Origin of the sequence: Micromonospora sp. B9E7 (assembly GCF_039871815.1) — a bacterium.
In the GTDB taxonomy this organism is placed as follows: domain Bacteria; phylum Actinomycetota; class Actinomycetes; order Mycobacteriales; family Micromonosporaceae; genus Micromonospora.
The window spans coordinates 246,251-260,383 of the sequence record NZ_JBDPLX010000008.1 but is presented as its reverse complement, the minus strand read 5'-3'; the positions used below and the strand labels follow the sequence as shown (position 1 = coordinate 260,383).

The 14,133-nt window shown below is 71.2% G+C and carries 14 protein-coding genes; 8 read left to right on the top strand and 6 right to left on the bottom strand.

Annotation, left to right across the window (positions count from 1 at the left end; genetic code table 11):
* Nucleotides 1–9: 9 nt before the first annotated feature.
* Nucleotides 10–426 (bottom strand): hypothetical protein, encoded by a 417-nt coding sequence (locus tag ABGB10_RS16275; RefSeq protein ID WP_347661665.1) that lies wholly within the window; start codon nucleotides 424–426, stop codon nucleotides 10–12.
* Complete coding sequence (locus ABGB10_RS16270; protein WP_347661664.1) at nucleotides 419–811, bottom strand: hypothetical protein; 393 nt, start codon at nucleotides 809–811, stop codon at nucleotides 419–421. The genes ABGB10_RS16275 and ABGB10_RS16270 overlap by 8 nt, the downstream gene beginning before the upstream one ends.
* 290 nt (nucleotides 812–1,101) lie before the next feature.
* Between ABGB10_RS16270 and ABGB10_RS16265 the strand changes: the two genes are divergently transcribed.
* On the top strand, nucleotides 1,102–2,007 hold the full coding sequence (locus ABGB10_RS16265; RefSeq protein ID WP_347661663.1) for a Gfo/Idh/MocA family oxidoreductase: 906 nt from the start codon (nucleotides 1,102–1,104) through the stop codon (nucleotides 2,005–2,007).
* Between the two features lie 202 nt (nucleotides 2,008–2,209).
* Nucleotides 2,210–3,466, top strand: coding sequence for an erythromycin esterase family protein (locus ABGB10_RS16260; RefSeq protein ID WP_347661662.1), 1,257 nt, complete (start codon nucleotides 2,210–2,212; stop codon nucleotides 3,464–3,466).
* Nucleotides 3,467–3,531: 65 nt separating this feature from the next.
* Here the strand turns inward: ABGB10_RS16260 and ABGB10_RS16255 are convergent, their stop codons facing one another.
* From ABGB10_RS16255 to ABGB10_RS16245, 3 genes are all read right to left on the bottom strand, one after another.
* Nucleotides 3,532–5,760, bottom strand: coding sequence for an MMPL family transporter (locus ABGB10_RS16255; RefSeq protein WP_347661661.1), 2,229 nt, complete (start codon nucleotides 5,758–5,760; stop codon nucleotides 3,532–3,534).
* Nucleotides 5,760–6,347 (bottom strand): helix-turn-helix domain-containing protein, encoded by a 588-nt coding sequence (locus tag ABGB10_RS16250; protein ID WP_347661660.1) that lies wholly within the window; start codon nucleotides 6,345–6,347, stop codon nucleotides 5,760–5,762. The genes ABGB10_RS16255 and ABGB10_RS16250 overlap by 1 nt, the downstream gene beginning before the upstream one ends.
* Before the next feature lie 101 nt (nucleotides 6,348–6,448).
* A complete protein-coding gene (locus ABGB10_RS16245) occupies nucleotides 6,449–6,835 on the bottom strand; it encodes a helix-turn-helix domain-containing protein (protein ID WP_088951986.1) in 387 nt (128 codons plus the stop codon).
* 123 nt (nucleotides 6,836–6,958) lie between these two features.
* On the opposite strand from ABGB10_RS16245, the gene ABGB10_RS16240 reads away from it, so the two are divergent.
* From ABGB10_RS16240 to ABGB10_RS16220, 5 genes are all read left to right on the top strand, one after another.
* Nucleotides 6,959–8,467, top strand: a complete 1,509-nt coding sequence (locus ABGB10_RS16240) for an MFS transporter (RefSeq protein WP_347661659.1) — start codon at nucleotides 6,959–6,961, stop codon at nucleotides 8,465–8,467.
* Nucleotides 8,464–9,423, top strand: a complete 960-nt coding sequence (locus tag ABGB10_RS16235) for an ATP-dependent DNA ligase (protein ID WP_347661658.1) — start codon at nucleotides 8,464–8,466, stop codon at nucleotides 9,421–9,423. Before ABGB10_RS16240 ends, ABGB10_RS16235 begins: the two co-directional genes overlap by 4 nt.
* A gap of 71 nt (nucleotides 9,424–9,494) precedes the next feature.
* On the top strand, nucleotides 9,495–9,944 hold the full coding sequence (locus ABGB10_RS16230; RefSeq protein ID WP_347661657.1) for a helix-turn-helix transcriptional regulator: 450 nt from the start codon (nucleotides 9,495–9,497) through the stop codon (nucleotides 9,942–9,944).
* 5 nt (nucleotides 9,945–9,949) lie between these two features.
* A complete protein-coding gene (locus ABGB10_RS16225) occupies nucleotides 9,950–10,360 on the top strand; it encodes a VOC family protein (protein ID WP_347661656.1) in 411 nt (136 codons plus the stop codon).
* Between the two features lie 28 nt (nucleotides 10,361–10,388).
* Nucleotides 10,389–12,770 carry an excinuclease ABC subunit UvrA gene (locus ABGB10_RS16220; RefSeq protein WP_347661655.1) on the top strand — a complete coding sequence of 794 codons (2,382 nt, stop codon included), beginning with the start codon at nucleotides 10,389–10,391 and terminating at the stop codon, nucleotides 12,768–12,770.
* A gap of 11 nt (nucleotides 12,771–12,781) precedes the next feature.
* Here ABGB10_RS16220 and ABGB10_RS16215 read toward each other — a convergent pair whose 3' ends face one another.
* Nucleotides 12,782–13,231 carry a hypothetical protein gene (locus tag ABGB10_RS16215; protein WP_347661654.1) on the bottom strand — a complete coding sequence of 150 codons (450 nt, stop codon included), beginning with the start codon at nucleotides 13,229–13,231 and terminating at the stop codon, nucleotides 12,782–12,784.
* 175 nt (nucleotides 13,232–13,406) lie between these two features.
* On the opposite strand from ABGB10_RS16215, the gene ABGB10_RS16210 reads away from it, so the two are divergent.
* A complete protein-coding gene (locus ABGB10_RS16210) occupies nucleotides 13,407–13,991 on the top strand; it encodes a dihydrofolate reductase family protein (RefSeq protein ID WP_347661653.1) in 585 nt (194 codons plus the stop codon).
* Nucleotides 13,992–14,133 lie beyond the last annotated feature (142 nt).

The following is a 14,133-nucleotide window of genomic DNA, read 5'->3' as shown; positions in this document are numbered from 1 at the left end:
GCCGCCGGGTCAGGCGGGGTCGCGGCGGGTGCGCCAGAGCCAGATCAGGCCGAGTACCGGCAGCACCAGCGGGATGTAGCCGTACCCGCTGCCGAACTGCGACCAGACCGTCTCGTCCGGGAAGAGGTCCTTGTCGACCAGGCTCAGGATGCCGACCGCGACCACACCGACCAGCTCCACGGAGCAGCAGGCCAGCGCCACCCGTCGGCCGGTGTGCCCGGCCCGGGCCAGCCCCACCGCCGCCACGATGTAGATGAGCGCGGCCAGCGCGGACAGCAGGTACGCCACCGGGGCCTCGTCGAACTTGGTCGCGATCTGCAGACCCGCCCGGCTCGTCGCGGCGATGGCGAAGAGCAGGTAGACCGCGATCAGCAGTCGGCCAGGGCCGGAGTTCGTGCGACGCCGAGCCGGTTCGGACTCAACCACCGAGCACCTCCCAGGTCTGCTGCAACCGGACCACCACCACCGGGGTCACCAGGCAGACCGCACACACGATGGCCGAGCCCCACCGGGTCGGCTCCATCCGGGCCAGCACCCAGGCCAGCGGCGGCAGGCAGACCAGCGTGACCAGGTAACCGAAGAAGGCCCCGGGCTCACCGGGCCGGTCCCCGCCGCCCACCGCGACGAGCGCCAGCACGCCCAACACGAGCAACGACACCTCGAGTACGGCCAGACCGACGAACTGCACCCGGTCCGGTGGTCGTTGACGCACCGCCACCACCAGCGCCCACGCCGCGACGAGCAGCGACAGCACGATCGACACCGTCGCGACGATCCCGTCCACCGGTGAGTCGACGCCCACGCCGGTCACCGGGCCCACCCGGTCGTTGCCTCGGTCACCGGCACAGCCTACTAACCGTCGTAGTAATGGGTTGACCCTGCCTCGCTGCCGCTGCCGCTGCCGCTGCCGCTGCCGCTGCCGCGCCGCCGGACGTGGGCGGCCGGCGGGGCGACAGGCACCGACCGGAACACGGCCACGCCGGGTGGCACAGGACGTGAGCTGCTCCGGTTGGTCGACCCGCCGCCGATGCCCCTGGTGGGGCGACTAGCGTGGATCACGTCCGTGGCGTCGTCACGGCGGCGGGAAAAGCGGAGGTACACGTGCTGCGGTTCGGCTTGTTCGGCACCGGTCACTGGGCGATCGAGACGCACGGGAAGGCGTTGCACGCACACCCGGACGCGGAGTTGGTCGGGGTGTGGGGGCGTAACCCGGAGCGCGCCGCCGCGCTGGCCGAACGGTACGGGGTGCCCGCCTTCGCCGATGTCGACGCGCTGGTCGAGCAGTGCGAGGCGGTCGCCGTCGCGCTGCCGCCGGACGTCCAGGCCGACATCGCGGTGCGGGCCGCCTCCGCCGGACGGCACCTGCTGTTGGACAAGCCGCTGGCGCTCAGCGTGGCAGACGCCGACCGGGTGGTGGCCGCCGCCGAGCAGTCCGGGGTCGCCTCGGTCGTCTTCTTCACCCAGCGCTTCCAGCCGAACGTGACCGCGTTCCTCGCCGCTACCGCTGCCGCCGGGGGTTGGCAGCACGGCCGCACCACCGCGTTCGCCTCGATCTTCCAGGAGGGCAGCCCGTACGGCGGTTCGTTGTGGCGCCGGGAGCACGGCGCGCTCTGGGACATCGCCCCGCACGCGCTCTCCATCCTCCTTCCCGTGCTGGGCCAGGTCACCCAGGTGGCGGCGATGGACGGGCCCAGTGGCATGGTGCACCTGCTGCTCACCCACGAGGGCGGTGCCACGAGCAGCGCCTCGCTCTCCCTGGACGCCCCGACCGAGTCGATGACCAGGGAGTTCGTGTTCTACGGCGAGAACGGCATCGAGAACGTCCCGTTCGGCGAGAACGACGCCGCGACGGCGTTCGGCGTCGCCATCGACCAGCTGATCGAGCAGGTGCGGGCCGGTACGCGGGACCACCGCTGCGACGTCCGCTTCGGCCGCGAGGTCGTCGGCATCATCGCCGCCGCCGAAACCGCCCGCGCCGAATCCCGCACCGTTCCCCTCCCAGCCTGACCCACCCCCACCCCCACCCCCGCCCCACCCTGCGGTGATCAAGAGGTTTGCGTCAGGTGGCACGGCGTGTCGTGACGCAAACCTCTTGATCACCGAGTGAACGGGGCGGTGGTGGCGCGGGGTCGGTGGTGGGGTGGGCTGGCGGTGGGGGTCGGCGTGTCGGCTCGCGGTTTGTCGCAGTGGCGGCCGGGTAGCCGCTGGCATGCTGGTTCAGCGGCTCGGCGCGCCGAGCGATTTCGACCCGTTGCTGGAGCGCGTCCGGGACGCCCGGGTGGTGATGATCGGCGAGTCCACCCATGGCAGTTTCGACTACTACCGGTTGCGAGAGCAGCTCACCCGTCGGTTGATCGCGGAATGCGGTTTCTCCTTCGTCGCCGTGGAGGGTGACTGGCCGGACTGTGATCGGGTGCACCGTTCGGTGACCGCCGCGCCGGGTGGCGCGCTCGAACCGCAGCTCGCGCTCGACCAGTTCGAGCGGTGGCCGACGTGGATGTGGGCCAACGCCGAGGTGAGCCGGTTCACCCGTTGGATGCGGGCCTGGAACCTGGAGCGGCCGGAGGATCAACGGGCCGGGTTCCACGGGCTCGACGTGTACAGCCTCTGGGAGTCGATGCAGGCGATCTTCGACTACCTGGGGGAGGAGGACCCGAAGTCGCTGGAGGCGGCGCAGGACGCGTACCGCTGCTTCGAGCCGTACGGCAAGAGGGTCGAGGAGTACGGCGCAGCCTCCAGGTTCGTCTCCGCCCGGTGCGAGGAGGAGGTGGTCCGGCTCCTCGCCCGGACCCGCGAGCACGCCCTCTCCGACGGTCCGGATCGGTTCTCGGCCTGGCAGAACGCGGAGGTGGTGGCCGGCGCGGAGCGGTACTACCGGGCGATGGTGGCCGGCGGGCCGGAGTCGTGGAACATCCGCGACACCCACATGCAGGACACCCTGGACCGGCTGCTGGACCGGTACGGACCGGACGCCCGGGGGATCGTCTGGGCGCACAACACACACGTCGGGGATGCCCGGGCCACCGACATGGCCGCCGACGGGATGGTCAACATCGGCCAGTTGGCCCGGGAACGGCACGGCGAGGACGCGGTGGCCCTGATCGGCTTCGGTAGTTACCGGGGCACGGTGATCGCCGCTCCCCGCTGGGGTTCGCCGCCCGAGGCGATGGTGGTGCCTCCGGCCCGGGAGGGGTCGATCGAGCGGCGGTTGCACGAGCTGATGCCGGAGCAGGCGGTCCTGATCTTCGGTGGCGACGACCAGCCCGGCTGGGTCACCGACACCACGGACCATCGGGCGATCGGAGTCGTCTACGACCCGTCGTTCGAGTCCTGGGGCAACTACGTGCCGACCCGCCTGGGTGACCGTTACGACGCCTTCATCTGGTGCGACGAGACGACCGCCCTGCACCCGCTACCGGTCCCGGGGGTCCCCGGCGAGATGGAGACGTACCCCGCTGGTGTCTGACCGGGGTCCGTGAACGCGACGGAGGTGCGGCGCCCGGCGGGCACCACACCTCCGTCGAGGAGCGGTCAGACGTGCGTCGGGGCGCGGTCCTCGATCTGGGCGCGCAGGCCCTCGCCCTCGATGTCGACGTTCGGCAGGGCGCGGTTCAGCCAGCGCGGGAGCCACCAGGCGCGGTCGCCGAGCAGTGACATCACCGCCGGGACGATGGTCATCCGGACCACGAACGCGTCGATGGCGACGCCGATGGCGAGCGCGAAGCCCATCGACTTGATCACCGGGTCCTCCAGGAAGACGAAGCCCCCGAAGACCGAGATCATGATCAGCGCGGCGGCGGTGACGACCCGTGCGCCGTGCCCCATGCCGCTGATGGTGGCCTGGCGGGCCGACTCACCGTGGACGAAGTCCTCCCGCATCCGGGACACCAGGAAGACCTCGTAGTCCATCGCGAGCCCGAACAGGATGCCGATGAGCAGGATCGGCAGGAAGCTGATCAGAGGGCCCGGCGTGTCCAGGCCGACCAGGTCGGCGAGGTGTCCCTGCTGGAAGACCGCCACCGTGATGCCGAACGTGGCGGCGACGGTGAGCAGGAAGCCCAGCGCGGCCTTGACCGGCACCAGCAGCGAGCGGAACACCAGCATCAGCAGCAGCACCGAGAGCCCGACCACCAGCAACAGGTAGACCGGCAGCGCGTCGGAGAGCTTCTCGGAGACGTCGATGCCGATCGCCGTGACGCCGGTGAGCAGTACGTCCGCGTCACGGATCCCGCTCACCGAGTCGCGGATGTCATGCACCAGGGTCTCGGTGGCCTCGTCGGTCGGGCCGGTCTTCGGCACCACGCCGAGCAGCGCGGTCCGACCGTCCGGGCTGAGCTGCGGCGGGGACACCGCGAGGACGTTCTCGGTGCGCTGCAGCAACGCGGTCACCTGCGGCACGGCGGCCGAGGTGGCCTGCGGTGTGTCACCGGCGACCACCACCGCGAGTCGGCCGGTGAAGCCCGCTCCGAAGCCCTCGACGGTCAGGTCGTTCGCCACCCGGGCGGGTGAGCCGACGGCGGCCGTCGCGGCGCCCGGTAGCGCCAGCCGCATGTCCGGCGTGGGCAGCGCGAGCAGGCCCAGGCCGAGCAGACCGACCAGGATGACGGGTACGCGGAACCGGGTGACCATCCGCGCCCAGCGGAAGCCGAACCGGTTGCGATCTTCGGGAGTGGTCGTCTCCGCTGCCGGCCGGTCGGTGACGTCCGTGTCGTCCTCGTCGGCGGCGGTGCCGTCGGCGGTGGGAACGGCGCGCAGCCGGCGGGGGAGCACCCGGCGTCCGGCGAAGCCGAGCAGTGCCGGCTGGAGGGTGATCGCGACGAGTACCGCGACGGTGACCGTGCCGGCGGCGGCGAGACCCATCACGGTGAGGAACGGGATGTTCACCACGGCGAGCCCGGCCAGCGCGATGACGACTGTGGCACCGGCGAAGACCACTGCGGAACCGGCGGTGCCCACGGCACGGCCGACCGCCTCCTCGGGGGACAGGCCGTCGAGCAGGTTCTGTCGGTGCCGGGAGGTGATGAACAGCGAGTAGTCGATGCCGACCGCGAGGCCGAGCATCAGCGCCAGGATCGGGGCGGTGCTGGTCAGTTGGATCGCGCCGCTGAGCGCGAACAGACCGGCCATCCCGACGCCCACGCCGATCAGCGCGTTGAGCATGGTCATGCCGGCGGCGACCAGGGAACCGAACGTGATGATCAGGACGATCGCGGCGACCAGTACGCCGAGCGCCTCGGTTGAGCCGATCTCCGGCTCGCCGCCGAGCACCTCGCCGCCCGGGGCGACCTGCCAACCCTGTGCCTTCGCCGCCGAGCCCACCTGCTCGTACGCGGTGCGCTGGGCGTCGGTCACGTCGTCCCCGCCGGACGCGAACTGGACCTGGACCAGCGCGTACCGGCCGTTGGGTGTGACGGCGCCGACCTGGAACGGGTCGACGGCGCCGACCACGCCGGGCAGTGTGGAGGCCTGCTGGACCAACTCCCGCACCACGGCCTGGCCCTGCGGGGTGGCCAGTTGGCCGTCGGCCGGTGCCTTGACCGTGATGGTGCCGGTGGCGCCGCTGGCCGCGGGGAACTGCTCCGCGAGCAGGTCGAGCGCGCGTTGGCTCTCGGTGCCGGGCATGGTGAAGTTGCTCGCCGTCGGGCCGCGCAGGGTCGCCGCGGCCAGGCCGGCGACGACGAGTACGACGAGCCAGAGCGCGACGACGAGCCGTCGCCGGCGCAACGCGCCCCGGCCGAGCCGGTAGAGCAGGGTGGCCATCAGGAGTCCTTGTCCTCGGTCGTGGGTGGTTGGGGCAGGGGAACGGCGACGGGCTCGACGGCCCGCCGGACGAGAGTGAGCAGGGCGGGGCGTAGTTCGTCGTCGGGGATGTCCACGAACTCGGCGCACGCCTCGGAGATGCCGGCGAGCAGCACCAACGCGGCGATCCGGGCACCCGGCCGGTCGGAGTGACCGGCCAACGCGTCCCGCAGTCGGTCGGAGATCTGCTGGATGTGCGCGAAGGCCGGCTGGCACAGCAGTTCCGGGAATTCGCCGCGGAGTACCGCGATCTCGCGCCGGAACCGGACCGCGAGGTCGACGAAGCCCTGTGCGGCGACCTCCTGCGCGGCCGCTCCGGTCAGGCCGGTGAGCTGGTCGTCGAGGTCCCGCAGCACCCCGATCGCTGGGGCCATCAGCTCGGCGAGCAGGGCTTCCTTGTTGGCGAAGTGGTAGAGCACGGTGGCCTTGGAACAGCCGACCTCACGGGCGATGTCCTGCAGCGAGGTGCCCCGGTAGCCGGTCACCGCGAACCGCCGCGCCGCCGCAGCGAGAATCTCACCGTGCGTGTCGGACACCGCTCTGACCATGGTCGGTCCACCTCCCGCAAACCAGCATGCCTGACCGATCGGTCAGACCCTGACCGATCGGTCAGAGGAAAGCGGTGGCGTTCACCACACAGCGGTCGGGTTTATCCGGCGTGCTCGGCGTCGTACCTGGTCCGCGCCTCGGCGATGGCCCGGCGGTGCCGCTCGGCCCAGCTCGTGAGTGCCACCAACGACTCGTAGAGCTCCAGTGCCATCGGGGTCGCCGTGTACTCGACCTTGGGCGGGACGGTCGGATAGACCGTGCGGTGGAGCAGGCCGTCCCGTTCCAGGTTGCGCAGCGTCAGCGTGAGCATCCGCCGACTGATCCCCTCGACGTTGCGCTCCAGCTCGGTGAAGCGCACCGGGCCGTGCGAGGCGGACACCAGGATGCTGATGCTCCACTTGCCGCCGACCCGGTCGAGCACCTCGCGGACGGTGCACGCGCGGGCCTGGCCCGGGGTGAACGGCACGTTCTCGGCCGCGCAGGTCAACTCGGCCTCGACCTGCGCGGACACATCGCTGTTCCTCTGGGACACAACAGTGCCTCCTTCCGCTCCGGCTCATGGTCACAGACGATGACCTCGGTAACAAACCGTGCACCAAGGAGGAGCGTCGTGGAGCGTGTCGTCCCATCCCGCTGGCCGGCCCTGCTGGTTCTCTGCGCCGGCAGTCTGATGATCATTCTGGATGGCACCGTCGTCGCGGTGGCGCTGCCCGCCGTACAACGGGACCTGGGTTTCACCGCTGCCGGCCTGGCCTGGGTGGTCAACGCCTACCTGGTCGCGTTCGGCGGGCTGCTGCTGCTCGCCGGACGCCTCGGCGACCTGCTCGGCCGGCGGACGGTCTTCCTGGCCGGCGTCGCGCTGTTCACCCTGTCCTCGCTCGCGTGCGCGGTCGCCAGCGGGCCGGCCCTGCTGGTCGGCGCGCGCTTCGGGCAGGGCGTCGGTGGCGCCCTGGCCATGGCGGTCAGCCTCGGCATGATCGTCCGGCTCTATCCCGAGCCGGCCGAGCGGGCCCGGGCCATCGCCGTGTTCAGCTTCACCGGCGCGGCCGGCGCGTCGGTCGGCACGGTCGCCGGTGGGGTGCTCACCGACGTTGCGGGCTGGCGGTCGATCTTCCTGGTCAACGTGCCGATCGGGGCGGTCATCCTGCTCGCCGCCGTCCGCCGGCTCCCCGCCGAACGGGGCATCGGCCTGCGGGCCGGCCTGGACGTGCCCGGCGCGCTGCTCGCCACCGCCGGCCTGATGGCCGCCGTACTGGGCATCGTGGGCACCGCCGAGCACGGCTGGACCGGCGCCCGCACCCTCGCTACCGCAGTGCTCGCGGCGCTGCTGCTCGGCGGATTCGCCGCACGCCAGCGGGTGGCGGCCATTCCACTGCTGCCGCCCCGGGTGCTGCGCGTCCCGGGTCTGGTGGCGGCGAACGCGGTGCAGTTCCTCATGGTCTCCGCGTACTTCGGTTTCCAGTTCCTGCTCGCCGTGGAGCTGCAGGTGGTGCTCGGGCTGGACGCGTCGGCCACCGGCTGGGCCTTCCTGCCCACCCCGGTGATGATCGCGGTGGTGTCGCTCGGCATGGCCGGCCGGCTGATCGCCCGCTGGGGTGCCCGGGCGGTGCTCCTGACCGGGCTCGGCCTGGCGACCGTCGGTTTCCTACTGCTCGCCCGGCTCCCCGCCGACGGCTCCTACGCGGTGGACGTACTCCCCGCGATGTTGATCTTCGGTTTGGCGGGCGGCCTGACCCTGCCGGCGGTCACCACCCTGGCCATGGCCGGCGCGACCGATACGGACGCCGGGCTCGCCTCCGGCCTCGCCAACACCACCCAGCAGGTCGGCGGCGCGGTCGGCCTGGCCCTGCTGGCCACGCTGGCGGCCAGTCGCAGCGATGCCCTACGGGCCGCCGGCTGGGCCGATACCGCCGCGCTCGCCGGCGGCTACCGGACCGCGTTCGCCGTGGCCGCCGGGCTGGTGGTCGCCGCGCTGCTGGTGGCGGTGACGACACTGCCCCGGCGCTCGGCCGGGTCGTCGCCGGCCGCCGAGCCGTCGGGCCCGGCCGCGACGAGCACCGACATCGATCGGCAGGTCCGGTTGACCGACGGCACCGGGGCCGGGAGGGTGGTCGGGTGAGCGAGGCTGACGAGACCCGGGACGGCGTGGCCCTGACCAATCTGGACCAGCCGCTGTCCGACCGCGACGACGCGACGAAGCGTGACCTGGTCGACTACCTCGACGCGGTGCACGACCGCATCGTCCCGCACCTGCGGGGCCGGCCGCTGTCGGTGATCCGGGTCCGCCCCGGCCAGCCACCGTTCATGCAGAAGAACCTGCCCCGCTACACCCCGGACTGGGTGCGCCGGGCAGCGGTCTGGGCGGAGGCGTCGCACCGGGAGATCTCGTACGCCCTCTGCGACGACCGGCGCACCCTGCTCTGGTTCGCCAACCAGCGGGCGGTGGAGTACCACCCGACACTGGCCACCGCCGAGGACCTGCACCGTCCGACCCATCTGGTGCTCGACCTGGACCCGCCGGAGGGCGACGGGTTCCGTGCGGCGGTCGGCGCGGCCCTGCTGGTCCGGCAGGCGCTCGCCGACGCCGGCCTGGCCGGTGCGGTCAAGACCAGCGGGGCCAAGGGGGTGCACGTCTTCGTCCCGGTGGCCGACGGACCCACGGCGGAGGAGCTGGCCGCCGCCACCCGAGCGCTCGCCGTCCGCGCCGAGCGGCTCGACCCGACGCTGGCCACCACGGCCTACATCAAGGAGGACCGGGGCGGCCGGGTCTTCGTCGACGCCACCCGCGCGGGCGGGGCGACGGTGGCCGCCGCGTACAGCCCCCGGCTGCGCCCCGGGATGCCGGTCTCGTTCCCGGTCGACTGGTCCGACCTGACCGAGGTGACCCCCGCCGACTTCACCATCCGGACCGCGCCGACGCTGCTCGCCGGCGCCGACCCGTGGGCCGCGCTGATGCCGGCCCCGCAGTCACTCCCCGCCGACCTGGTCGCCGAGGGCCGGACCATCCCGGTGGCCCGGGTGCAGGCCATGCACGAGGGGAAGCGCCGCGCCCGTGCCCGCCGCGAGGCCGGCTGACCAGGCTCGTCGGCCCCCGCTCGCGCCCGGCGAGCGGCAGATTGTCGGTGGGTTGTGGCACGATTTCCCAGGTGAGCAGCAAAGCCGACGCGACCCAGCGCCTCGCCGACCTGGCCCGGCTGCGCCGGGTCCGGGACCGGATCGACCGGGAGTACGCGTCTCCGCTGGACGTCGAGGCGCTCGCCCGTGGCGCCCACATGTCGGCGGGGCACCTCAGCCGTGAGTTCCGGCTCGCCTACGGCGAATCTCCGTACAGCTACCTCATGACACGGCGCATCGAGCGGGCGATGGCGCTGCTGCGTCGTGGCGACCTGAGCGTCACCGACGTCTGTTTCACGGTCGGCTGTTCGTCGTTGGGCACCTTCAGCACCCGCTTCACCGAGTTGGTCGGGGTGCCGCCCAGCGTCTACCGGCGTCAGGCGGCGCAGGCGACCGCGGGGATGCCGTCGTGCGTGGCGAAGCAGGTGACCAGACCGGTCAGGAATCGAGAAGCGCGGGTCACTGCCCCGCAACTAGCGTGATCGCCATGGACATCACCATTCATTCCAGCTTCCTCCCGCACACCGATCCGGACGCCTCCCTGGCCTTCTACCGCGACATCCTCGGCTTCGAGGTCCGCCTCGACGTCGGTTACGAGGGGATGCGCTGGATCACGGTCGGGCCGGTGGGCCAGCCCAGCACGGCCATCGTCCTGCACCCGCCGACCGCCAACCCGGGCATCACCGACGCCGAGCGGCAGACCATCCTCGAACTCATGGCCAAGGGCAGCTACTTCGGTGTCAACCTGGCCACCCCCGACCTGGACGCCACGTTCGCGAAGCTGGAGTCCAGCGACGCCGAGGTCGTCCAGGAGCCGACCGAGCAGCCGTACGGCGTACGCGACTGCGCCTTCCGGGACCCTGCGGGCAATATGATCCGCATCCAGGAAGCGCGCTGAGTCGTCCGGCCCGACAGATGGAGACACGATGAGCACGGCCCCCCAGCCGTCCGCGCCGCACGTTGCCGACAGCCACGATCTGATCCGTGTGCAGGGCGCGCGGGTCAACAACCTCAGGGACGTCAGCGTCGAGATCCCGAAGCGGCGGCTGACGGTGTTCACGGGTGTCTCCGGCTCCGGCAAGAGCTCGCTGGTGTTCGGCACCATCGCCGCCGAGTCGCAGCGGATGATCAACGAGACGTACAGCGCGTTCGTGCAGGGCTTCATGCCGACACTGGCGCGGCCCGAGGTCGACCTGCTGGACGGTCTGACCACCGCGATCATCGTGGACCAGGAGCGGATGGGGGCCAACTCCCGGTCCACCGTCGGCACCGCCACCGACGCCAACGCGATGTTGCGCATTCTGTTCAGCCGGCTCGGGCAGCCGCAGATCGGCTCGCCCAACGCGTACTCCTTCAACGTCCCCTCGGTGAAGGCGACCGGCGCGATCACCGTCGACCGTGGCGCTGGCAAGACGAAGACCGAGAAGGCGACCTTCACCCGTCTCGGCGGCATGTGCCCGCGGTGCGAGGGCATGGGCGCGGTCACCGACATCGACCTGTCCGCGCTGTACGACGACAGCCTCTCGCTCAACGAGGGCGCGATCACGATCCCGGGCTACAGCATGGAGGGCTGGTACGGCCGGATCTTCCGTGGCTGCGGCTACTTCGACCCGGACAAGCCGATCGGCAAGTTCACCAAGCGGGAGCAGCACGACCTGCTCCACCGCGAGCCAACCAAGATCAAAATCGATGGCATCAACCTGACGTACGCGGGCCTCATCCCGTCGATCCAGAAGTCCTTCCTCTCCAAGGACATCGACGCCTTGCAGCCGCACATCCGCGCCTTCGTGGAGCGGGCGGTGACCTTCACGACCTGCCCCGAATGTGCCGGCACCCGGCTCAGCAAGGAGGCCCGGTCGTCGAAGATCAAGGGGAAGAACATCGCCGACGCGTGCGCGATGCAGATCAGCGACCTGGCGGCCTGGGTGCGCGGGATCAAAGAGCCGTCGGTGGCCCCGTTGCTGGCCGGCCTGCAACACCTCCTCGACTCGTTCGAGGAGATCGGGCTGGGCTACCTGTCGCTCGATCGACCGTCGGGCACCCTCTCCGGCGGTGAGGCGCAGCGCACCAAGATGATCCGCCACCTCGGTTCGTCGCTCACCGACGTCACCTACGTCTTCGACGAGCCGACGATCGGGCTGCACCCGCACGACATCCAGCGGATGAACGAGCTGCTGCTCCAGCTACGCGACAAGGGCAACACCGTGCTGGTCGTGGAGCACAAGCCGGAGGCCATCGCCATCGCCGACCACGTCGTCGACCTCGGGCCCGGCGCCGGCACCGACGGTGGCACCGTCTGCTACGAGGGCAGCCTGGACGGCCTACGCGCCAGCGGCACCATCACCGGCCGCCACCTCGACGACCGGGCAGCCCTCAAGGAACAGGTACGCACACCCACCGGCAAGCTGGAGATCCGCGGCGCGACGGCCAACAACCTCCGGGACGTCGACGTCGACGTGCCGCTCGGCGTGCTCGTCGTCGTGACCGGTGTCGCCGGCTCCGGCAAGAGTTCCCTGGTGCACGCGTCGATTCCCCCCGGCGCGGGCGTGGTGTCGATCGACCAGGGCGCGATCCGTGGCTCGCGGCGGAGCAACCCGGCCACGTACACCGGGTTGCTGGACCCGATCCGCAAGGCGTTCGCGAAGGCCAACGGTGTGAAGCCGGCACTGTTCAGCGCCAACTCCGAGGGTGCCTGCCCGAGTTGCAACGGCGCCGGTGTCATCTACACCGACCTGGGGATGATGGCCGGTGTCGCCGCCCCCTGCGAGGACTGCGAAGGAAAGCGGTTCCAGGCGTCGGTGCTGGAATACCGGCTCGGCGGTCGCGACATCAGCGAGGTGCTCGCGATGTCCGTGACGGAGGCGGAGAAGTTCTTCGGCGCCGGCGAGGCCCGTACGCCGGCCGCACACGCCATCCTCGACCGACTCGCCGACGTCGGGCTCGGCTACCTCAGCCTGGGTCAACCGCTCACCACCCTCTCCGGCGGCGAGCGGCAACGACTCAAGCTGGCCACCCACATGGCCGAGAAGGGCGGCATCTACGTTCTCGACGAGCCGACCACCGGTCTGCACCTGGCCGACGTCGAGCAGTTGCTCGGCCTGCTCGACCGCCTCGTCGACTCCGGAAAGTCGGTGATCGTCATCGAGCACCACCAGGCGGTCATGGCACACGCCGACTGGATCATCGACCTCGGCCCGGGTGCCGGTCACGACGGTGGTCGGATCGTCTTCGAGGGCACCCCCGCCGACCTCGTCGCCGGCCGATCCACCCTGACCGGCGAGCACCTGGCGACGTACGTCGGCGGCTGACGGCCTCCGGTTCAGGCGGCTGGCGGTCGGGTTCGCTCTGCCGTCCTGGTCGCGAGGGCTCCGCAGGTAACGGCAATCAACCCGAGGGCGATCGTGGTCGGGGTGACGTACCCGGGCACCGACGAGGTGACGTACGACCCGCCGCCGCTGAGGTGGCACTCGAAGTGGAGCGGAAGGAAGCTGACGTCGTACCCGTCGACCATGCTTGCCACCTGCGGCCCGACCTCCCGGCAGGGTTCGATCGGGAAGGAGCCGGCACCGCCGTCCTCCGCCCGCATCACCGCGTAGCCGAGGTTGAGCAGACCCCACGTGTACACGGCGACGGTCCCCGCACCGACGAGGAGCGCTGCGGCCCGCAGCCGCCCCGACCTCCGGAACACCGCGCGCAGCCCACGAACGGTGAGGACCGTCGCGATGACGGCTCCGACCAGCGCGGCGAGGAGCAATCCGAGAAACAGCATGACGACATTCTTGATCTTGTCTGGCAGCGGATGCAAAAGCCGGGCGCGGGGAGCCAACATGGTCCTGCGCCCGGTGAGGGTTTTCCTGGTGCCCCCGGCCAGCAGCGCGCACCGATGAGGTTCTCGCGCAGCGCCCGTCTGTACGTATGAGATCGACTTACGAGAGGCTGGCATGATGCGGAAACTGACCTTCGGCATGAACGTGACCCTGGACGGCTACATCGCCGCGCCCGGCGACGACCTCGGCTGGAGTGGGGGTGAGGGACCGGACTCGTCGTCGAGCGACGAGCTGTTCCAGTGGTGGTCCGACCGGGTGGGGGCGACGGGCCTGGCGCTGTATGGGCGCAAGCTGTGGGAGGCGATGAGTTCCCACTGGCCGACCGCCGACCAGCGGCCCGGCGCCACCCCGGCGGAGATCGAGTTCGCCGGCCGCTGGCGGGACATGCCGAAGGTGGTGTTCTCCTCGACGATCGACAAGGTCGACTGGAACACCCGTCTGGTCACCGGCGACGCGGTCGCCGAGATCACCCGGCTCAAGGCGGAGACCGGCGGCCCGATGGACATCGTCGGCGCGACGCTCGCCGGGGCGGCCATGCGGGCCGGGCTGATCGACGAGTACGTGCTGGTCACATACCCGGTCCTGGTGGGCGGCGGCACGCCGTTCTTCACGGACCTGGACAGCTGGGTGAACCTGAACCTGGTGGAGGCGCGGACGTTTCCCGGCGGCGTGGTGCTGACCCGATACGAGACGAGGCGATGAGCACGGGCCAGTTGCTCGGTTCGTGAGGCCGGGTCGACATCCTTCCTGACGTTCTTCGGGCATCACGATGCCCCGCCGGCAACGCCGGCGGGGCGGTGGTGTTCGCCTGACGCCGGCCGTGGCGCTGGACCTCGTCGACGAC